Origin of the sequence: Sodalis sp. RH19 (genome assembly GCF_047324215.1) — a bacterium.
Lineage (GTDB): Bacteria > Pseudomonadota > Gammaproteobacteria > Enterobacterales > Enterobacteriaceae > Acerihabitans.
In genome coordinates this window covers 671,915-693,461 of record NZ_CP178734.1, presented here as the reverse complement: position 1 = coordinate 693,461, position 21,547 = coordinate 671,915, and the positions used below count along the sequence as shown (strand labels likewise).

The following is a 21,547-nucleotide window of genomic DNA, read 5'->3' as shown; positions in this document are numbered from 1 at the left end:
TGTCTAATCACGCTGAAACGTTTCAATAAAGTCTCCGACGTTGGCGACGTGATTGCAAGCGCCCGTCGACTATTCCTGTCGGATCTTTGAAGCGCCGCACAGTTTATCGTTATTCAGGCACGTCCCGGCCCGCCGGGACGGCTTTTGCTGACGCGCTGCTGAAGACCCCATCCCCCATGCCCGCCGCGGCCTGACCGGGGCCGCCCGCGCAGCGATCCGGCGGCGCGCCTTGCCGCCGGCCGACGTCATGCTGAAGTGGATTTATTTTCGCCGCCGGCTGTTGTTTTTCGCCAACAGGCGTATTATTCGGGCGTCCATTTGTCCTGATCCCGACGCCATTATCATGCATACGCCTATCGCCCTCCCGCGGCGCCTTCCGGATATGACCGCCCCGGCCTTTCTGGTTATCGCTTTTCTCTCCGGCATCGCCGGCGCACTGCAGCTGCCGACCCTGAGCCTGTTCCTGTCCACGGAAGTGGCGGCCCGGCCCTTTATGGTGGGCCTGTTCTATACCGGCAGCGCGGTGATAGGCATCGCGGTCAGCCAGTTCCTGGCCGGCCGGTCGGATAAAAAAGGCGATCGTAAACGGCTGATCCTGCAATGCTGCCTGCTGGGCGCGGCAGGCTGCGTGCTGTTTGCCTTTAACCGCAGTTATTTTGTCCTGCTGGCCTGCGGCGTGTTATTGACCAGCTTCGGTTCCACCGCCAACCCGCAGATGTTCGCCCTGGCGCGCGAACATGCCGAGCAGACGGGGCGCGAGGCGGTCATGTTCAGTTCGGTAATGCGCGCGCAGGTGTCCCTGGCCTGGGTCATCGGACCGCCGCTGGCCTTTGCCCTGGCGCTGGGCTTTGGTTTCAAAGTGATGTATATGATGGCCGCCGTCACCTTCGTGGCCTGCGGCGCGCTGGTCTGGCTGGCGCTGCCGTCGATGCGCAAATCGGCGCTGAAAACCGCCGCGGTGCTGGAGGCGCCCCGCCGCAACCGCCGCGACGCGATGCTGCTGTTCGCCGCCTGCACGCTGATGTGGACCTGCAACTGCATGTACCTGATCAATATGCCGCTCTATCTCATCCACGAGCTGCAACTGCCTGAAAAACTGGCCGGAATGCTGATGGGCACCGCCGCGGGCCTGGAGATCCCGACCATGCTGGTGGCCGGCTATGTGTCCAGGCGCTTTGGCAACCGGCTGCTGATGCGCATCGCCGTCGGCGCCGGGCTGCTGTTTTACCTGGGGCTGCTGGTGTTTACCGCCCCTATGGCGCTGCTGGCGCTGCAGTCGCTGAACGCGGTGTTTATCGGCATTCTGGCCGGCATCGGCATGATCTATTTTCAGGATCTGATGCCGGGCCAGGCCGGCGCCGCCACCACGCTGTTTACCAATACCGGACGGGTGGGCTGGATTATCGCCGGTTCGGCCGCCGGGCTTATCGCGGAAATCTGGCAGTACCATACGGTGTTTTTTGTGGCGCTGCTAATGATTGCCGGCGCCGGTTATTGCATGTGGCGCATTCGTGATGTAGATTCGCCGCTGCCCCGCGACACGCACTTTTCCCCCTTGCCTGAAGGCCCGGGCAACGGTAACGTGTCGCCATAGACTCCGATACAATTATACAGGTCCACTTTGATGGCTAGAGCAAACGAAATTAAGCGCGGCATGGCGGTAAATTACAACGGCAAACTCCTGCTGGTAAAAGACATTGATATCCAGAGCCCAAGCGCGCGCGGGGCCAGTACGCTGTATAAGATGCGGTTTTCCGACGTCCGCACCGGCCTGAAGGTGGAAGAGCGCTTTAAGGGCGACGATATCCTCGAGACCATCAACCTGGTGCGCCGCTCGGTGACGTTTTCCTATATCGACGGCGAAGAATATGTCTTTATGGACGACGAGGACTATACCCCGTACCTGTTCAAGAAAGACCAGATAGAAGACGAACTGCTGTTTATCCCCGAAGGCGGCATCCCCGGCATGCAGGTGCTGACCCTGGAAGGCCAGGTGCTGGCGCTGGAACTGCCGCAAACGGTGGATCTGGAGATTATCGAAACCACGCCCGGCATCAAAGGCGCGTCGGCCAGCGCCCGCACCAAGCCGGCGCTGATGAGCACCGGCCTGACCGTCTCGGTGCCGGAATACCTGAACAGCGGCGAAAAGATCCGTATTCACGTGGCGGAACGTCGCTATATGAGCCGCGCCGACTAACCATTTCCAGGCCAACGGCCAGACGGGGTGCATCATCATGGCGACCCTTGCCTCGCATCACCTTCCCGCCGGGGTGCAACAGCCCGGCTACGATCGCGGCCTGCTTAAGAGCCGCATCGTACATATCGGTTTCGGCGCGTTTCACCGCGCCCATCAGGCGGTAATGACCGATCGGGCGCTTAACGCCGTTGGCGGCGATTGGGGCATCTGCGAGGTCAGCCTGCACAGCGCCGGTTTACTGCAGGCGCTGCGCGCCCAGGATCATCTGTTTACCGTGCTGGAAAAAGACGGCGCCGGCGAGCAGGCGCACGTTATCGGCGCGGTCCGCGAGTCGGTTATCGCGGCAGAGGTCGGCATCGCGGCGGTGCTGGAAAAGCTGGCCGAGCCGCAGGTGGCCGTCGTCTCGCTGACCATTACCGAAAAAGGCTATTGCATCGAGCCGGACAGCGGCGAGCTGGACCGCGCCAATCCGCGCGTCCAGGCGGATATCCTGCATCCCGGGGCGCCTGGCACCGTGCCGGGCATTCTGGTGGAGGCGCTGCGCCTGCGCTATGCGCGCGGCCTCGCGCCGCTGACCCTGCTGTCGTGCGACAATATTCCCGGCAACGGCCAGGTGCTCAGGCGGGCGGTGCTGGGCCTGGCCCAGGCCAGGGATCCGCTGCTGGCGGCATGGATCGGGGAACAGGTGTCGTTTCCGGCCACCATGGTCGACCGTATCGTGCCCGCCGCCACGGAAGAAACGCTGGCTGAGATTGCCGCCCTTATCGGCGTGGCGGACCCCTGCGCCATCGCCTGCGAACCCTTTATCCAATGGGTTATCGAGGATAATTTTGTTGCCGGCCGGCCGGACTGGCAGGCGGCGGGCGCGCAGTTTGTCCCCGACGTCGCGCCGTATGAAGAAATGAAGCTGCGCATGCTGAACGGCAGCCATTCCTTTCTGGCCTGGCTCGGCTATCTGGCCGGCTACCAGCATATCAGCGACTGCATGGCGGACCCGGGCTACCACGCCGCCGTGGCCGCGATGATGGCGCAGGAACAGGCGCCCACCCTGCGCCTGGGCGCCGGGGAAGTGGACCTCGCCGCCTACGCCGCGCAGTTGCTGGCGCGCTTCGCCAATCCGGCGCTGAAACACCGCACCTGGCAGATTGCCATGGACGGCACGCAAAAGCTGCCGCAGCGCATGCTGGACCCGGTGCGCTGGCATATCGCCCACGGCGACGGCTATCCCCTGCTGGCGCTGGGCATCGCAGGCTGGATGCGTTATGTGGGCGGCCGCGACGATCTCGGCGCGCCTATTGATATCCGCGATCCGCTCAGCGACGAGCTGCGGCGCATCGTCGGCCACAGCCCCGACGGCGAGCCGCGGGTGCTGGCGCTGTTGGCGCTGCGTTCGGTATTCGGCGCGGATCTGTCCGCCAGCCCCGCCTTTGCCGCCGCCGTCACCGCGGCGTATCTCGCGCTGGCGCGGGACGGCGCCAAAGCGACGGTGGCCGCCGCCCTCTCCCCGTCCGCCAGGGGACGACCATGATCGCCCGCACCACCCTGATTACCGGTTTTCTCGGCAGCGGGAAAACCACCACCCTCTTGCATCTGCTGGCGCAAAAACCGGCCGGCGAACGCTGGGCGGTCCTGGTGAATGAATTTGGCGAGATTGGCGTCGACGGCGCGCTCCTGGCCGACAGCGGCGCAATGCTCAAGGAAATTCCCGGCGGCTGCATGTGCTGCGTCAACGGCCTGCCCATGCAGGTGGGATTAAATACCCTGTTGCAGCGCAACACCCCCGATCGGCTGCTGATCGAGCCGACCGGGCTTGGCCATCCCAAACAAATCCTCTCTTTGCTCACCTCGCCGGTATATGAAAACTGGCTGACCCTGCGCGCCACCCTGTGCCTGCTGGACGCGCGCCAGCTCGGCGACGCACGTTACCGCGACAATGAAAACTTCCGCGACCAGCTGGCCGCCGCCGATGTCATTATCGCCAACAAGCAGGACAGCTACCAGCCGCAGGATCGCGTGCTGCTGGACGAGTGGGCCGCCGGGCACGGCGATGGACGCCAAATAGTCGACGCCGTCCAGGGCCGGGTGCCGCTGTCATTGCTGGACCTGCCGCGCCTGAACGCGCGCGAACTGCCCGACGGCGCCCACCATCACGCCCCCCCGGCGCCCAAGGCGGGACTCGCGGCGCTGCGGCTGCCGGGCAATACCGGCTGGCGGCGTGCGCTGAACCAGGGCCAGGGCTACCAGTCCTGCGGCTGGATTTTTGACGGCGCCACCACCTTCGATACCATCGGCCTGCTGGAGTGGGCGCGGCTGGCGCCGGTGGAACGGGTCAAGGCCGTGGTACGCATCCCCGAAGGCACCCTGCAGGTCAACCGCCAGGGCCAGGACTTGCGCATCGAGACTCTGCCCGCACCGCCGCCCGACAGCCGGATTGAATTGATCAATCCCGCCCCGGCGGATTGGAACGCGCTGCAAACGGCTTTGTTGAAGATTCGTTTAAATTAGCAGGAATACTATAATCACCTTAATTTAGTCACTTGTTTTATAGGTGCTGAGTCATGCGTCGCTTACCTGCCGTTATTTTGCTCAATATCCTGGGCATCGCGCTTTTTGTCTCATGGTACCTGCCTTCGCACCACGGATTCTGGTCGCGGCTGGATACGGCGATCTTCCTGTTTTTTAATCATATCGCCGCCAGTAGCCATAGTTATGCCGTGTTCCTGGCCGTCACCAACTATCGCGCGTTCGATATCACCTCCCTGCTGGCGATGGGCCTGCTTTACCTCCGCTGCCTGTTGCGCACCCCGCCGGATCGGCGCTATCAATTGATAAGCCTCGGCATCGTCATGCTGCTTTCGGCGCTGGTGCTTAACCAGCTGGGGCACCTGCTGCCGGTCAGCCGCCCCAGCCCGACGCTGTTTTTCCAAAATGAGGACGGCGTGGTGCGCGTGTCGCAATTTAGCCGCATTCCCACCAAGGACGCTTCCATGGATAGCTTTCCGGGCGACCACGGCATGATGCTGATGATTTTTGCCGCCTATATGCTGCGCTATTTCGGCGGCCGGGCGTTTGCCTGCGGCATGGCTATCGTGGTGCTGTTCTCCCTGCCCCGGGTGATGATTGGCGCGCACTGGTTCAGCGATATCGCGGTGGGATCGCTGTCGGTGGTGCTGGTCGGCCTGAGTTGGTGGCTGATGACGGATGCCAGCGATAAGGCGGTGAGCTGGTTTAACCAGCGCTTGCCGGGCGTGCGCGACCGGCGATATCAATAGGAATTAATTATAGCGGGGGCGGCCTGTGACGGCGTCCGGCGGTCGCCACGTTACGGGAAGGTTGCGGGATCGCCGGCCCCCGGGCGGCGACAATGCCCGCCCGCCGCCATTCCCGGCAAACGGCGGGGCTTTTTGATCCAATTCTTAACGTTTAATTTAATACTATTTCACATCACCAAAAGTTATAAAATAGTCGATAAAAATCCTCGCTTTCCCTTATTCATTACGGTACCCTCGAATTCGCTGTACTTATACACTGATATTTTCCCGCTAATAAAAATGTGTGAGTAATACCACACAATGCAGGAATAACGGTTGGTCAATCAGTATTTGCGCATTATTCTCGATTCGCTCGGTATTTTATAGCGGCACCGTCGCTAAGGACTTTAAGGGATAACACTTATAATGGTCAAATCTCAACCTATTTTGAGATATGTGCTGCGGTTAATCCCCGCAGTGGCGGCGGCAGTTATGCTTTCCGCCTGTAGTTCTCATGGCAGTCAACAAACAGCTGAGATGCATGCAGTCAACGATAAAAGTGATTTTTTACTGCAAGCCTCTCAGGATCAATTCGAAGATATGGTCCGTAATGTCGATGTGAAGACGAAAATTATGGATCAATATGCCGTATGGAAAGGCGTTCGGTATCGCCTGGGCGGCAGCTCTAAACGTGGTATAGATTGTTCGGCTTTTGTACAGCAAACGTTCCATGAACAGTTTGGCCTGGAATTGCCGCGCTCAAGCAGCGAGCAGCAGGGTATTGGCGCTAAAATCCAGCGCACCAAGCTGCGTCCAGGAGATCTGGTCGTGTTCCATGCCGGTTCCACCGGGCGCCATATGGGGATTTACCTGGGCAACGATCAGTTCGTCCACGCATCCACCACCAGCGGCGTCACCATTTCCAGCCTATCGGAAACCTACTGGAACAAGCGTTATCGGGAAGCACGGCGGGTATTAACCGGCGGCGCCAAGGGGCAGATGACCACGGCAATGCGCGGCAACAGCAACTCCTGATAATTAACGGTTATTATTTAAATGTCCTGAATGCCGAACGAGATAAAAGCCGCCTGCCCGGGCGGTTTTTTTTTGACCATTATTAAAGATTTGTATATCTGTTTTTTTGCTTAATACATATTCTTCGAAGCTCATCACTATTCTCGCCGCTATATTCCCAGCTCCTTAACATATTTGCCTGCATGTTATCAACATATTAATTATTATAATCCGCGTCATTTGTCCGTTTGCCGTTATGCTACCGGCGGCCAGCCCGCCCGCGATTGCGCCATATCGGCTAATTATTAAGCACGATAATATATCAGTTAAGGCAATATATGGGCGCAACATCCCATGCCCGCGGGCACGCTAATTATGGCCGGCGCGCCGTTATCTCCCGTTCCAGCCACGCCAGCGAGGCAAACCCCTCGGCGGCGATGCGCTGCGGCGTTTCCCGCTGATACCGGTCGCTGAAAATTTCCAGCGACCAGATGCCCCGGTACCCTGCCGCCGCCACTTGGCGCGCAAAACCGGCGACATCCAGGATGCCCTGGCCCGGAAAACAGCGATGATGCCGGCTCCAGGCGTCTACCGGCTGCGACGGCCGCGGGCGCGGCGCGGCATCGGCCATCTGCACGTAAAAGATTTTTTCCGCCGGGATGTGCGCCAGGCCGTCGAGGTTATCCGCCAGGGCCAGGATATGAAAGCTGTCCAGCGCCAGGCCCAGGTTGGGCATGGCGACGGTGCTGACCCGCTCCCAGGCCTGGCGGTAATGATGCACATGGCGCCCCCAGGCCAGGGCCTCATAACAGATGGCGCAGCCATAACGCTGCGCCAACTCGGCCAGGCGCAGCAGATCGCCGTTTTGCGCCTCTTCGTCCGCCAGGGCATCCTGGTCCACCGAACTGCATACCAGCAATTGCCGGCATCCCAGTTCTGCCATGGCGTCAAACATGCGCCCGGCCTCGGCCAGCACGCCGGCGCGGCCGGCCGCGGGCGCCCCGTCGGCGTTGCGCAGCGGCTGCAGCAGCACCGCCTCAAGATCGAGCGCGTCGAGCAGCCGTTTAACGTCGCGCGCGGTACCGGGGAAGCGTTGCAGATCGTCGTCAAACAGTTCCACGGCGTCAAACCCCGCCCGGGCGATGGCCTCAAGCTTTTCCGGCAGGCTGCCGGCCATGGATAGGGTAGCAATGGACTTGCGCACCGTCGTCCTCCTGATTAAAGGGTGTATGGCTTAATAATCTGATTGATAATTTTGACATTAATGGCAAAAAAACCGTTAATGGCATTGTTTTAGGCATTAGTATAATAGACAGCCTTCAGCGGCTTGCCCTTTCAATACTATTTGGTGTTATCCCAGGAGCGTAACCTGATGTTTCCACGTGTTTGGATTGCGCTGATTCTCAGCGTCGTCTGCCTCGGCCCGCGCGCCGACACTATTGACACTATTAATGAAAGCTACGCTTTTGCGCTATTGGGCCAACCGAAATACCCCAGCGACTTCAGCCATTTTGATTACGTCAACCCCGCCGCGCCCAAGGGCGGCGCCATAACCCTGGCGGCCATCGGCACCTTTGACAATTTTAACCGTTTTGCCCTGCGCGGCTCGGCGGCGATGCGCACCGACCAGCTCTATGACGGTTTATTTATCACCTCGGACGATGAGATGGGCAGCTATTATCCCCTGGTGGCGGAATCGGCGCGCTATCCCAGCGATTTTTCCTGGATGGAGGTGTCCATCAATCCCCAGGCGCAGTATCACAACCATCAGCCCATCACCGCCCGGGACGTGGCCTTCACCTTCGGCAAATTCATGACCGAAGGGGTGCCGCAATTTCGTATTTATTACAAAGGCGTCACGGTAAAAGCCATCGCGCCGCTCACGGTACGCTACGAGTTTCCCAAACCCGATAAAGAGATGCTGCTGGGCCTGCTGACCTTGCCGATTATGCCGGAAAGCTATTGGCAGCATCACAAACTCGGCGACCCGCTGACCTCGCCGCCGCCGGCCAGCGGGCCTTACCGCATTACGTCCTGGCGTACCGGGCAGTATGTCACCTACTCGCGTGTCCGCGATTATTGGGCGGCCAACCTGCCGGTCAACCGCGGCCGTAATAATTTTGACAGCATCCGTTATGATTATTACCTGGACGACAACGTGGCGCTGGAAGCGTTTAAAGCCGGCGCGTTTGATTTGCGCATCGAAAGCTCGCCCAAGCTGTGGGCCACGCAGTACCACGGCGGCAACGTGGAACGCGGCTATATCATCAAGCAGGAAATACCCAACGATGCGCCGGTCGCAACGCCCTGGCTGGCATTTAATATCCAGCGCCCGCTGTTCGCCGACCGGCGGGTGCGCGAGGCGCTGACGCTGGCGTTTGATTTTGAATGGATGAACAAGGCGCTGTTTTACCAGGGGTACCAGCGGGTCGACAGCTATTTCATCAATACCGACTATGCGGCGCGGGACTATCCCGGCGTGGACGAACTGGCGGTGCTGGCGCCCCTGAAAGGCCAGGTGCCGCCGGAGGTGTTTACCAAACGCTACCAGCCGCCGGTATCGGACGGCAGCGGTTATGACCGCAAAAACCTGCTTAAGGCGCTTGGGCTGTTAAAGCAGGCCGGCTGGGAATTAAAGGACCAGCAATTGGTCAACGTCAAAACCGGCAAGCCGTTTGCCTTTGAAATGATGCTGATGAGCGGCAGCAACAGCAGCAATTACATCCTGCCCTTCCAGCACAACCTGCAGCGCCTGGGCATACAGATGACGCTGCGTCAAGTGGACAGCGCGCAGTTTACCAACCGTCTGCGCAAACGTGATTTTGATATGATGCCGTCAAGCTATGCCGCCTTCCCCTACCCCAGCGGCGATTTGCAAATCCTGTGGGGCAGCGCCTATGTGGAATCCAGCTATAACCGCCCCGGCGTCAAGGATCCGGCGGTTGACCGCCTGATCAACGAAATCGTGCGCCACCAGGGCGACGAAAAAGCGCTGCTGCCCCTGGGGCGGGCGCTGGACCGGGTGCTGACCTGGAATTATTTTATGATTCCCCAGTGGTTTTCCCACCAGACCCGTCTGGCCTATTGGGATAAATTCGCCATGCCGGCCGTTAAACCCACCTATGCGCTGGGTTTCGATACCTGGTGGTATGATGTCAACCGGGCGGCCAGGCTGCCCGCGGAACGACGCTGACGCCGGCCGCGGCCGCCCGGTGCGTCCTGCGTCTGACTATCGACAAAGCTCTAAGGGAGGAGCCGCTTGCTAACCTATTTGTTACGCCGTTTATTGCTGGTGATCCCGACGCTCTGGGCCATCATTACCCTGAACTTCTTTATCGTGCAAATTGCCCCCGGCGGACCGGTGGATCAGGCCATCGCCGCCATTGAGATGGGCCAGCAAAGCGGCTTCAGCGCCGGGCACAGCGACCCCGCCGCCCGCGTGCAAACGCTGCACGGCGGCCAGATCGGCGACAGCCAGTACCGCGGCGCGCGGGGCCTGGATCCGGAGGTGATTGCGGAGATTACACGGCGCTACGGCTTCGATAAACCGCTGCATGAGCGCTATTTCACCATGCTGTGGAACTATATGCGCTTTGATTTTGGCGACAGCCTGTTTCGCGGCGCCACGGTAATGCATTTGATCAGGGAAAGCATGCCGGTCTCCATTACCCTCGGCTTGTGGAGCACGCTTATCATCTATCTGGTGTCGATCCCGCTCGGCATCAAAAAAGCGGTGCGCAGCGGCAGCGCCTTCGACGTCTGGAGCAGCACGCTTATCATCATCGGCTACGCGATCCCGGCCTTCTTGTTCGCCATCCTGCTGATTGTGCTGTTCGCCGGCGGCAGCTATCTGGACTGGTTCCCGTTGCGCGGTCTGGTCTCGAGCCATTTCGACAGCCTGCCGTGGTATAAAAAAATCACCGATTATCTTTGGCATATCACGCTGCCGGTGCTGGCCACGGTGATTGGCGGATTCGCCACCCTGACCATGTTGACTAAAAACGCGTTCCTGGACGAGATCCGCAAGCAATACGTCACCACCGCGCGCGCCAAGGGGCTGACGGAAAACCAGATCCTCTACCGCCATGTGTTTCGCAACGCCATGCTGCTGGTGATAGCCGGTTTCCCCGCCACCTTTATCAGCATGTTTTTTACCGGTTCGCTGCTGATTGAGGTGATGTTTTCCCTTAACGGCCTGGGGCTGCTGGGGTACGACGCCACCCTGCAACGGGATTACCCGGTCATGTTCGGCACGTTATATATCTTTACCCTGATCGGCCTGCTGCTCAATATCCTCAGCGATATGACCTATACGCTGGTCGACCCGCGCATTGATTTCGAGGGCCGCCAATGAGACTGAGTTCCGTCAACCAGGCGCGCTGGGCGCGTTTTCGCCGCAACCGCCGGGGCTACTGGTCGTTATGGCTATTTCTGCTGCTGTTTATCCTGAGCCTCGCCTCGGAAGCTGGTGGCTAACGACAAGCCCCTGCTGGTGCGCTACCAGGGACAATTTTATTCGCCGCTGCTGTTTAACTACAGCGAGACCACCTTCGGCGGCGAGCTGGCGACCAGGACCGATTACCGCGATCCCTATATCGCCGGGCGGTTGGCCGCGCACGGCTGGGCGATATGGGCGCCGGTACGCTATGACTACCGCACCATTAACTTCGCCACCGCCCGGCCCTTCCCGTCGCCGCCAAGCCGGCAGAACTGGCTGGGTACCGACAGCACCGGCAAGGATGTGCTGGCCAACTTATTGTATGGCTTCCGGCTGTCGATGCTGTTCGGCCTGGCGCTGACTCTGCTCTCAAGCGTTATCGGCATTATCGTCGGCGCCAGCCAGGGCTATTACGGCGGCCGGCTGGACCTGTGGGGACAGCGCTTTATCGAGGTCTGGTCCGGCATGCCGACGCTGTTTTTGATTATTTTATTATCAAGCGTCGTGCCGCCGGACTTCGGGTGGCTGCTGGCCATCACCGTGCTGTTCGGCTGGATGGGCCTGGTGGGCGTGGTGCGCGCCGAATTCCTGCGCGCCCGTAATTTCGACTATATCCGCGCCGCCCAGGCCATGGGGGTCAGCGATCGGATGATCATGCTGCGCCATATGCTGCCCAACGCCATGGTGGCGACGCTGACCTTTTTGCCCTTTATCCTGTGCGGGTCCATTACCACCCTGACCTCGCTGGATTTTCTCGGTTTCGGCCTGCCCATCGGCTCGCCGTCCCTGGGCAATCTGTTGCTGGAAGGCAAAAATAACCTCCAGGCGCCGTGGCTCGGCATTACCGCTTTTGTTACGCTGGCCCTGGTGCTGTCATTACTGATTTTTATCGGCGAAGCGGTGCGCGACGCCTTTGACCCCAGCAAGGCGCATTAACCTATGACCACGCCATTGTTAGAAATCAAGGAACTGAGCGTCGCCTTTCGCCAGGGCAATCAAACCCGGCAGGTGGTGGATAAGGTGACGCTGGCGCTTAACGCCGGCGAAACGCTGGCGCTGGTGGGCGAATCCGGCTCGGGCAAAAGCGTTACCGCCCTGTCGGTCCTGCGCCTGCTGCCCCAGCCGCAGGTGTACTACCCCCACGGCGATATCCTGTTCGCGGGCAAGAGCCTGCTGCATGCCCCAGACGCAACGCTCAGGCGCGTGCGCGGCAATGACATCGCCATGATCTTCCAGGAACCTATGTCGTCGCTCAACCCGCTGCACAGCGTGGAAAAACAGCTGCTGGAGGTGCTGGCGCTGCATCGGGACATGCGCGGCGCCGAAGCCCGCGCCGAAGTGCTGGCCAGCCTCGATCGGGTGGGTATCCGCCAGGCCAAATCCCGGCTGCGGGATTTCCCCCACCAGCTCTCCGGCGGCGAACGCCAGCGGGTGATGATCGCCATGGCCCTGCTCACCCGGCCCAAACTGCTGATTGCCGACGAGCCGACCACCGCGCTGGACGTAACGGTACAGGCGCAGATCCTGGCATTGCTGACCGACCTGCGCCGGGAGATGGGCATGGCGCTGCTGTTTATCACCCATAACCTGAATATCGTGCGCCGTCTGGCGGACAACGTGGCGGTGATGCAGGAGGGCAAATGCGTGGAAATCAGCGACCGCGACGCCCTGTTCAGCGCGCCGCAACACCCTTACACCCGCCGTCTGCTGGCGGCGGAGCCGGGAGGCGAGCCGCTGCCGGTGCCGCCGGGGGCGCCGGCGTTGCTGCGGGTCGCTAATCTGGGCGTGACCTTTTCCGGGCGCCAGGGGCTGTTTCGCCGCCAGGCGGGACAAAAAAGCGCCGTGCGCGGGGTGTCATTTAGCCTGCGGCGCGGCGAAAGCCTGGGCTTGGTGGGCGAATCCGGCTCAGGCAAAAGCACCACGGCGCTGGCGGTGCTGCGGTTGCTGAAATCCGACGGCGAGATCTGGTTTGACGGCCAGCCGCTGCATCAGTTTAACCGGCGCGGCATGCTGCCGCTGCGCCGCCGTATCCAGGTGGTGTTCCAGGACCCGAACTCGGCGCTGAATCCCCGGCTGACGGTGGCGCAAATCGTGGTGGAGGGGCTGCGCGTGCATCATCATTTTTCGCCGGAGGAACAGGACCGGCGGGTGATTGCCGCGCTAAGCGAAGTGGGACTCGATCCCGACACCCGCCATCGCTACCCCGACGAATTTTCCGGCGGGCAGCGCCAGCGCATCGCCATCGCCCGGGCGCTGATTTTGCAGCCGGACGTGGTAATTCTTGATGAACCCACCTCGTCGCTGGACAGATCGGTGCAGGCGCAGATCCTGCAATTGCTGAAGTCACTGCAGGAAAAACACCAGCTGACCTACCTGTTTATCAGCCACGATCTGCAGGTGGTGCGGGCAATGTGTCATCAGGTGATGGTACTGCGGGAAGGGGAAGTCGTGGAACAGGGCGCCTGCCGGCAGGTGTTCGACGCACCCTCAGCGGAGTATACCCGCCAGTTGCTGCTGGCGGCCGGGTAAGCGCGGCGCGCCCGGGTACTGGTCTTAAGAATAGTACGATGCCGACGCGGGCTCGGCGATGGCCACGCCCATGTTTTTCAGCCGGCACAGGCCGGTGCATTCATCGTCACGGTGCAAAAACAGGCAAGGCTGCCCTTCGCATTCCAGCACCGAGCAGGTGACCTGGATTTCCACCAGGGAACGCGCCAGTTCCCGCATCACTTCCCACGCCGTATCGCCTTCATGGCTTAACAGCGTCAGGCCAATCAGGTCGTTATCGTCGCAATCACCGGCGGATATCGGTTCGACTTTGATGCCGCTAAACCCATTCAGCCAGCGGTAATATTGTGGCAAGCGATGCACCACGGATAACTGTAGATTTGTCACTCCACGTCCCCAGACGATTAAACTACTTAGTAACAATTTTATCACAATACTATAATCTTAGCGTGACATTAGCAGTCAATTTGTTCATAAAAACAGCACAGATACCTTTGAAATGAGAGACAGATCTCTTTTCGGCCTATATGTACCGCGTTAAACGCCGCAGCACAACTGTTTTTTATGCATTTGCATAACTTTAACTGAGCTTATTATTTACATTTTACGAACAAAATAATGCCACGGGAGGAAGGATAGGATGCGCTCCCGCCGTCGCGGCGGGTAAAGGCGATGGCGGTTCACGGGAAAATCGACATGCTCGCCGGCGCAGGGCAGCCGCTCCGGCAAAGCGGCAGAAGGGAAAACCGCCGGCGTTATGCCAGCAGCGACTGCGCCAGATAGCCGTCCTGGCGCTCTACCCCCGGCAGGGCAAAAAAGTAGCCCCCGCCGATGGGCTGGATATATTCTTCCAGCGCCTCGCCGTTAAGCCTGCGCTGCACGGCGAGAAACCCCTGCTCCAGATCCTGCTGGAAGCAGACGAACAACAATCCCATATCCAGCTGGCCGGAGCGGGAAACGCCCAGGGAATAGCTATAGCCCCGGCGCAGCATCAGGTTGCCTTGGGTGGCGGGCGTACGGGGATTGGCCAGACGCATATGGGCATCGAGCGGGATGACCTTGCGCTGCGGATCGCGGCTGTAGTCGGGCACATCATGTTCATTGGCCATGCCCAGCGGCGCGCCGGTGCGCTTATCACGGCCGAAGATGGTCTGCTGCTCGTGCAGCGGCGTACGATCCCAGGACTCGACGTGAAAGCGGATAATGCGCACCGCCTGGTAACTGCCGTTTACCGCCCAGGCGGGTTCATCCGTACCGGCGCCGACCCAGATTACCCGATCCATCAGGCCGGGGTCGCGGGTATCCGGATTGCCGGTGCCGTCCTTGAAGCCCAGCAAATTAATCGGTGTCTCCTTGCCCCGGCTGCGCGCCGCGCTGGCGGAAATAAAGCCTTCGCGCTTCCAGCGCACGCTCAGCAGATCCGGGGTATGCTTAATGATATCCCGCAGCGCATGAATCACCGTGTCGCTGCCGTTGGCGCAAATTTGCAACAGCAGATCGCCATGGCATAAATCAGCGTCCAGCGCATCGTTGGCAAAACGCGTCATCTTTTGCAGCCGCCGGGGTTTCAGCGCGGCGAGGCCGAAACGATCGTCAAACAACGAGTCGCCCACCGCCACCGTGATGGTCAGGTTATCCGGAGCGATATGTTCGCCCAGAATGCCGGAGTCCATCGGCGGCAATTTATCATCCACCGCCGGCGCCTGCCCGCCGGTGGTTAAAAATGCAATCCTCTCGGTCAGCACGCGAAACAACCGCCGCAGATCGTCCTTATCCCCGGCCAGCACGTCAAACGCCACCAGCATCATGGCCGCCTGCTGCGGCGTGGTGATGCCGGCCTGCCGGGGTCCGTAAAACGGCTGGCGCTGCCAGCGCTCGTCGGGTGACAAGGTGCCGGGGGAATGCTCATCGGGAGCAGGAGCCGGCGCCGCCGCCGCGCTGCGCAACGCCAGGGCGCCGCCGAGGGCGCCAAGCCCCTTCAGCCAGCGGCGCCGTGATGGCGACGCCGCCTTACCGCTGTTTTTATCTTTATCAGCACTCATCAGGCGCTCAACCCTACTCCAGCCCCAGCACGCCGCGCAGCAGCGCCAGATCTTCCGCCAGGGCGGTGATCGGGCCTTTGAGCGCGGTGCGATCGGCATCGGTCAGCTTGTCATAAGACGCAAAGCCGTCTTTATTACGGTATTTCATCAGGACGTTATCCACCTTGGCAAAGTTACCGTCAATTTTCGCCAGCAGCGGCGCATCGGCTTTTTGCAGCAGCGGGCGCAGCAGGTTGACGATTTTTTGCGATCCGTCGATATTGGCCTGGAAATCGGAAAGATCGGTACGGCTGTAACGGTCTTCCTCGCCGCTGATCTTACTGGAGGCCACTTCCTCAATCAGTCCGGCGGCGCCGCCGACCACTTTACTCGGCGGGAAGGTCAGGTCGCCGATGCGTTTTTGCAGATCCTGGGTATCTTTATACAATTGATCGGCAAACGGGGCGGTGCCGGCCGTGGTTTTATCGCTGAAGAGGATTTTTTCCAGCCGGTGGAAACCGGTGAATTTCGGGTCGGCGGATTTCTGCTCGAAATCATCTTCGCGGGCATCAATACTGCCGTCCAGATCCGAGAACAGTTCGGCGATAGGCTCGATACGCTCGTAATACACGCGGGTGGGGGCAAACAGCTTCTGCGCGGTGGCCAGATCGCCTTTCTTCACCGCATCGGTAAAGGTCTTGGTATGGGAGACAAGCTCGCCGACCTGTTGCAGCACATAGACTTTATAATCGGCAATCGGCCCCACCAGCGCCATGGCATCCGGTTTCGCCGCGCCCGCGCCGCCGTCCGCCGAAACCGTCAGCTTGCCCTTCGGATTGCTCAGCAGGCCGCAGGTCATATCGTATTCCCCCGGCTCCAGGGTGGCGGTCATCTTCTGGGTAAAGCCCGGCGCCACGTTCTCGCGCTCCTCGACCACCATCACGCCCTTGAGGATTTCCCATTCCAGCCCTTTCTGGCTGGCGTTATGAATAATAAACTGCGTTTTGCCCGGTTTAACGGTCAGCGCCATCGGATCGCACTGCTTATCGTTAACGGTAATCTTGACCTGAGGAATATCGGCCGCCAGCGCGGGCCAGCCCCATGCCGACAGCACCGGCGCCACCAGTAAGGCGGCAGGAAGAATGCGGCGACGGAAGCGTTGCATATTGGACATTTTTTTTACCCTGAATAGTGGAACAATTTAATGGATTTTATCCGGCGACACGTGTCGTCCGGTTGCCCCGCGCAGGCAGGAAAAACATCACCAGGGCCGGCACCAGGTATAACAAATACACGGCCACTTCACTGACGGTGGGCGCTTCCTGATAACCCAGCAGCCCCTCAAGCAAGGTGCCGAACAACGATTGGGTGGACAGGGTGGCGCTGAAATCAAACGCGATTGCCTGGAAACCATTCCATAATCCCGCTTCGTGGAAAGCGCGAATTGCCCCGGCCGCCAGCCCCGCGGCCACAAACAGAATAAACAGGCTGGTCCATTTGAAAAACTTCTCCATGCGCAGGCGGATGCCGCCGTAATACATCAGCATCCCCAAGACGATGGCGCAGGCCAATCCCAACACCGCGCCGATGGGCGCCTCGATGCCCACGTCCTGCTGAAACGCCGCCAGCAAAAAAAACACCGATTCCAACCCCTCGCGGGCCACGGCAAAAAACACCATGCCCACCAGCGCCCAGCCCTGCCCGCGGGCATTGCTGAGCGCCTGATCGACGGCGCTTTCCAACTGGGCTTTAATCGATCGGGACATCTTGCGCATCCAGAACACCATCCAGGTCAGGATGAGGACCGCCAGCACCGCCACGATGCCCTCGAACAGTTCCTGTTGCTTTTGCGGAAATTCGCCGGTAGTTTCGTTAATGACGACACCCACCGCCAGGCACAACAGCGCCGCGCTTAGCACGCCCACCCACACCGCTTTTAGCCAGCGGCCGCGGCCGGTCTTTTTCAGATAGCCGGCGATAAGGCTCACGATCAGCGCCGCCTCGAGACCCTCACGCAGCATAATCAGAAAAGGCACAAACATACCCATCACCTCGATGCTTTTGGGGGCGAGAAAAAGTAAAGAAACGTCAATTAAAACGATATTGATTATCATTACGAGGAAAAGAAACACAAGCGCAGATTTGCGACTATTTGTAACCGATGCGCTACAAAAGGTTTCAGGATAAATAAAAGGTAAAGGGGGCGTCAGGGGTTAAGTGGTCTCGGTGAGGGTTTTGTTTGCTGTGCCTTGGTTTGCCTTGTGGCAGGGTTTATGTCGCCTCGGCGCGGGTTTCGCTTACTGTGTCTTGGCTTGCCTTGTGGCAGGGTTTATGTCACCTCGGCGCGGGTTTCGCTTGCTGTGTCTTGGTTTGCCTTGTGGCAGGGTTTATGTCGCCTCGGCGAAGGTTTCGCTTGCTGTGTCTTGTCTTAGCTTGTGGCAGGGTTTATGTCGCCTCGGCGAAGGTTTCGCTTGCTGTGTCTTGTCTTAGCTTGTGGCAGGGTTTATGTCGCCTCGGCGCGGGTTTCGCTTGCTGTGTCTTGGTTTGCCTTGTGGCAGGGTTTATGCCGCCTCGGCGAAGGTTTCGCTTGCCGTGCGTGAGGTGCTCATAGGTATTGCCGGGTGCCGGCAAGCGACAAAGAGGCCGTACCGCGACGGCCTCCTTGACCTCCGCGCGTCCGGCAGATCGTGCGCCGCTGCGCGGTTCCCGGCATCACGCATCCCGGCTTTGGGACCGCACGGGACGCGCTCCCGGCGCGGCCCTTAGCTTTCGCCGCTCCCGGCGGCTCATCCAGCCGGGATGCGCGCTGCCGGCGCACTCTATGCCGGCACCACGTCAACACCATCGTCTGTGAGTAAAATAGCGTTTTTTGGTAGTAAGTAATATGCACGTACCGGGAAAAATATCGGTATTAATTTTGGGTTAACTTAAATTAGCTTGGCTTAGTTTAGTTTAGCTAAGATTTGCGGCCAGCTACCTACTCTCACTGTGGCGGGTTTATGCCCGGCTACGTGGTTGTATGGTTGCATGACTGTAATTGCCGACGGCATGACATACTGGCTATATGACCGCTGACTATGTGAATGCTGGCAGCATTGCATGATGTATGACTGATAATTACCCGCTGCCGACTGCATGTATATTTGCATGTATGACTGACCTGTCGCGGTGCCTTTTGCATTGCACAATGATTAGCCGCTTCTCTGTCTGCTGTACCTTCCACTAAACCCACAGCGGCGCCGATGCCCTATACATCACAGCGCTGGCCGCGACAGATATCCCGGCATAAAGCGTGCTGACGGCGCCGGTGGTCCCGGCATGAGCCGCCGGGAGCGGCGAAAGGCCCGTTGCGCCGGGAGCGCATAACGGGCCGGTGCATCACGGGGACATTGGCGGCGGAAGGCATCGCGCAGCGACGCGCGACCTGCCGGGCGCGCGGAGGTCAAGGAGGCCGTCGCGGTACGGCCTCTTTGTCGCTTGCCGGCATCCGGCAATACCTATGAACACCTCACGCACGGCAAGCGAAACCTTCGCCGAGGCGACATAAGCCCTGACGCACACTAACGCAAAGCAGGCGAAACCCTTGCCGTGGCGATATAAGCCCTGACGCACGCTAACGCAAAGCAGGCGAAACCCTTGCCGAGGCGTCATAAGCCCTGACGCACGCTAACGCAAAGCAGGCGAAACCCTTGCCGAGGCGACATAAGCCCTGACGCACGCTAACGCAAAGCAGGCGAAACCCTTGCCGAGGCGACATAAGCCCTGACGCACACTAACGCAAAGCAGGCGAAACCCTTGCCGAGGCGTCATAAGCCCTGACGCACGCTAACGCAAAGCAGGCGAAACCCTCGCCGGGGCGACATTTATCTTCACGGAAGCCCAATGTTGCCAGGACGGCTATCGCCAAACCTACACAAGACGTGTAAAAGGGAGAGCGTGCCAATGGGGTCGAATCGGCGTGGTGTTCCCGCCCAACAGAGCACCCCATGGCACGGTAAGCCCGCCAACACCAAACCCAAAACAGAAGTGTTAAGGGAGAACGTGCCAACGCCCGGCGTGTGAAAAGGAAAACGCTATGACGCGGTACGCGCCGCCCGCCGCGGACGGCTGGCATACAGATAACACAACATCGCGCTGATGGTGCAAAACGCCATGGACAATACCATCGGCCAGGCGCTGGAAAACGTCGCCAGCGACAACAACGCACCGATTACCGCGCCCACGCCGAACCGCAGCGTTCCCGCCAGCGACGAGGCGGTACCGGCCATATGCGGAAAATCATCCAGGATCACGGCCATGCCGTTGGACGTCACCATCGCCACGCAGACCGACAAACACCGCCACGCCGATAACCAACGGCCAGAACCCCAGGTTCATGCCGCAAACGATCAACAGCCAGATACCCATCAGCAACTGGATAAACAACCCGAAACGGAACATCTTCTGCGCCCCGAAATGCCTCACGCTCCGGCTGTTGATAAGCGTCATGATAAACAAAAACAAGACGTTAAGGGCAAAATAATAACCGAAATTCTGCGGTGAAACGCCGTTAAGATTGATATAGACAAACGGCCCGGCGCTCAGGAACGAAAACATCCCGGCAAAGGAAAAACCGCTGGCCAGCATATAGCTGAACACCCGCTTATGGCGAAATAACGCGCCGAAGTTGCCGATGGTGGTGCGCAGATTAAACTTTTGCCGCCGCTCCCTGGGCAGCGTTTCCCGGATATACAGCATCACCAGCACGGTGGCCACCAGCGCCGTCAGGCTCATGATCCAGAAAATGGCATGCCAGTTAAACACCACCAGCAGCACGCCGCCGATGATGGGAGCCAGCAGCGGCGCCACCGTCATCACCAGCACCACAAACGACATCATGCGTGAAAAATCATCCTTGGTGAACATATCGCGCATCAGCGCATTGATCACCACGCTCGCGGCGGCGGCGGACAGACCATGCAAGAAACGCATATTGATCAGCTGCTCCACCGATTGCGACAGCGCGCAAGCCGCGGCGGCGACGGCAAAAAAGAACGTGCCGAACAGAATCACCGGCTTACGGCCCAGGCTATCGGCCAACGGCCCGTAAAACAGCTGGCCGATGGAAAACCCCAGCACATAGGCGCTCAGGGTCATCTGCACGCTCCCCGCGCCGACGCCGAACTCCGAGGCAATCAGCGGCATGGCCGGCAAATACATATCGATAGCCAAGGGCATCAGCATCGACAATAAACCCAGGATGACGATTAAACCGATATGGGATGTCCGGTCTGCTTGCACGTTGTACGACTCCTCGTTCATGCCTTTATCAATCCTGCACGGCCGGCGGACCCACCGCCCGCCGTTGTTGTCACGGACGTGCCGGCGCGCCTATGCCGGCGATTTCATCGGCGGTCAGCGCGCGGTATTGGCCGGGTTCCAGATCCGCATCCAGCACGATGGCGCCGACACGTTCGCGATGCAGCGCCACCACATGGTTACCCACCGCGGCGAACATTCTTTTCACCTGATGATAACGCCCTTCGCTGATGGTCAGGCGCACTTCACGCTCGGCAAGTTGCTCAAGCTGTGCGGGCCGGGTCGGCAGTTTTTCGCCGTGAAGCATCACCCCTTCGGTAAACTGACGCGCGATATCCCCGTCCAGCGGATCCTCAAGCGTCACCAAATAGGTCTTTTCACAGTGATGTTTAGGCGAGGTGATCCAGTGGGACCACTGGCCGTCGTCGGTCATCAACACCAGGCCGGTGGTATCGATGTCCAGGCGTCCGGCGGCGTGCAGCTTGTCCGGCACCGGTTCGTCCATAAAATACAGCACGGTGGGATGATCGGGATCGTCGGTTGAGCACACATAGCCCTGGGGTTTGTGCAGCATAAAATAGCGCGGGGCAAGTATCTGGTGCAGGACCCGATCGTCAAAGCGCACTTCATGTTGCGCCAGCAGTTGGAACGCGCCCTGTTTCACCGTATCACCGTCGACGGTCACCCGCTTGGCGCGCAGTTCCCGTTGCACCAGCGCCCGGCTGATACCTAACTGTTGAGATAAAAATTTGTCCAGTCGCATTAACGTCGTTTTGCCTGTAATCTTGGAAAGCGCCCGGCAACGATGCTCCACCCGCCC

Annotated in this window: 15 protein-coding genes and 2 pseudogenes; 10 read left to right on the top strand and 7 right to left on the bottom strand. The window is 59.7% G+C overall.

Annotation, left to right across the window (positions count from 1 at the left end):
• Positions 1-343 precede the first annotated feature (343 nt).
• The 6 genes from ACL2XF_RS03195 to mepS all read left to right on the top strand — a co-directional run bounded on the left by ACL2XF_RS03195 (position 344) and on the right by mepS (position 6,483).
• Positions 344-1,594, top strand: coding sequence for a sugar efflux transporter (locus ACL2XF_RS03195; protein WP_413723472.1), 1,251 nt, complete (start codon positions 344-346; stop codon positions 1,592-1,594).
• Positions 1,595-1,624: 30 nt separating this feature from the next.
• The gene (gene yeiP / locus ACL2XF_RS03190; RefSeq protein ID WP_410014302.1) at positions 1,625-2,197 is read left to right on the top strand and encodes an elongation factor P-like protein YeiP; all 573 of its coding nucleotides are present in this window, start codon (positions 1,625-1,627) and stop codon (positions 2,195-2,197) included.
• Between the two features lie 37 nt (positions 2,198-2,234).
• Positions 2,235-3,725, top strand: a complete 1,491-nt coding sequence (locus ACL2XF_RS03185; protein ID WP_413727981.1) for a mannitol dehydrogenase family protein — start codon at positions 2,235-2,237, stop codon at positions 3,723-3,725.
• Positions 3,725-4,702, top strand: a complete 978-nt coding sequence (locus ACL2XF_RS03180) for a CobW family GTP-binding protein (protein ID WP_413728758.1) — start codon at positions 3,725-3,727, stop codon at positions 4,700-4,702. The genes ACL2XF_RS03185 and ACL2XF_RS03180 overlap by 1 nt, the downstream gene beginning before the upstream one ends.
• Positions 4,703-4,755: 53 nt before the next feature.
• The gene (locus ACL2XF_RS03175) at positions 4,756-5,469 is read left to right on the top strand and encodes a phosphatase PAP2 family protein (protein ID WP_413727980.1); all 714 of its coding nucleotides are present in this window, start codon (positions 4,756-4,758) and stop codon (positions 5,467-5,469) included.
• Between the two features lie 405 nt (positions 5,470-5,874).
• Positions 5,875-6,483: a bifunctional murein DD-endopeptidase/murein LD-carboxypeptidase gene (gene mepS / locus ACL2XF_RS03170; RefSeq protein WP_413723286.1), complete on the top strand. Its 609-nt coding sequence runs from the start codon at positions 5,875-5,877 to the stop codon at positions 6,481-6,483.
• Between the two features lie 352 nt (positions 6,484-6,835).
• Here mepS and ACL2XF_RS03165 read toward each other — a convergent pair whose 3' ends face one another.
• Positions 6,836-7,666, bottom strand: a complete 831-nt coding sequence (locus ACL2XF_RS03165) for a sugar phosphate isomerase/epimerase family protein (protein ID WP_410014297.1) — start codon at positions 7,664-7,666, stop codon at positions 6,836-6,838.
• A 168-nt stretch (positions 7,667-7,834) separates the two neighbouring features.
• Between ACL2XF_RS03165 and ACL2XF_RS03160 the strand changes: the two genes are divergently transcribed.
• The 4 genes and pseudogenes from ACL2XF_RS03160 (at position 7,835) to yejF (ending at position 13,429) form a co-directional block, all read left to right on the top strand.
• Complete coding sequence (locus tag ACL2XF_RS03160) at positions 7,835-9,655, top strand: extracellular solute-binding protein (protein WP_413727979.1); 1,821 nt, start codon at positions 7,835-7,837, stop codon at positions 9,653-9,655.
• Positions 9,656-9,721: 66 nt separating this feature from the next.
• Positions 9,722-10,816, top strand: coding sequence for a microcin C ABC transporter permease YejB (locus tag ACL2XF_RS03155; protein ID WP_413727978.1), 1,095 nt, complete (start codon positions 9,722-9,724; stop codon positions 10,814-10,816).
• Positions 10,813-11,836: pseudogene (locus tag ACL2XF_RS03150) on the top strand (ABC transporter permease). The gene ACL2XF_RS03155 and the pseudogene ACL2XF_RS03150 overlap by 4 nt, the downstream one beginning before the upstream one ends.
• Before the next feature lie 3 nt (positions 11,837-11,839).
• A complete protein-coding gene (gene yejF, locus ACL2XF_RS03145) occupies positions 11,840-13,429 on the top strand; it encodes a microcin C ABC transporter ATP-binding protein YejF (RefSeq protein ID WP_413727977.1) in 1,590 nt (529 codons plus the stop codon).
• Between the two features lie 24 nt (positions 13,430-13,453).
• On the opposite strand, the gene ACL2XF_RS03140 is transcribed toward yejF, so the two are convergent.
• The 6 genes and pseudogenes from ACL2XF_RS03140 to rsuA form a co-directional block, all read right to left on the bottom strand.
• The gene (locus ACL2XF_RS03140) at positions 13,454-13,795 is read right to left on the bottom strand and encodes a YejG family protein (RefSeq protein WP_410014292.1); all 342 of its coding nucleotides are present in this window, start codon (positions 13,793-13,795) and stop codon (positions 13,454-13,456) included.
• A 368-nt stretch (positions 13,796-14,163) separates the two neighbouring features.
• Positions 14,164-15,450, bottom strand: coding sequence for an iron uptake transporter deferrochelatase/peroxidase subunit (efeB, locus tag ACL2XF_RS03135; protein WP_413727976.1), 1,287 nt, complete (start codon positions 15,448-15,450; stop codon positions 14,164-14,166).
• A 13-nt stretch (positions 15,451-15,463) separates the two neighbouring features.
• On the bottom strand, positions 15,464-16,603 hold the full coding sequence (gene efeO, locus ACL2XF_RS03130) for an iron uptake system protein EfeO (RefSeq protein WP_413723292.1): 1,140 nt from the start codon (positions 16,601-16,603) through the stop codon (positions 15,464-15,466).
• Between the two features lie 37 nt (positions 16,604-16,640).
• A complete protein-coding gene (gene efeU, locus ACL2XF_RS03125) occupies positions 16,641-17,471 on the bottom strand; it encodes an iron uptake transporter permease EfeU (protein WP_410014289.1) in 831 nt (276 codons plus the stop codon).
• Positions 17,472-19,502: 2,031 nt separating this feature from the next.
• Positions 19,503-20,709: pseudogene (locus ACL2XF_RS03120) on the bottom strand (Bcr/CflA family multidrug efflux MFS transporter).
• 70 nt (positions 20,710-20,779) lie between these two features.
• Positions 20,780-21,490, bottom strand: a complete 711-nt coding sequence (gene rsuA, locus ACL2XF_RS03115) for a 16S rRNA pseudouridine(516) synthase RsuA (protein ID WP_410014288.1) — start codon at positions 21,488-21,490, stop codon at positions 20,780-20,782.
• Positions 21,491-21,547: the final 57 nt, after the last annotated feature.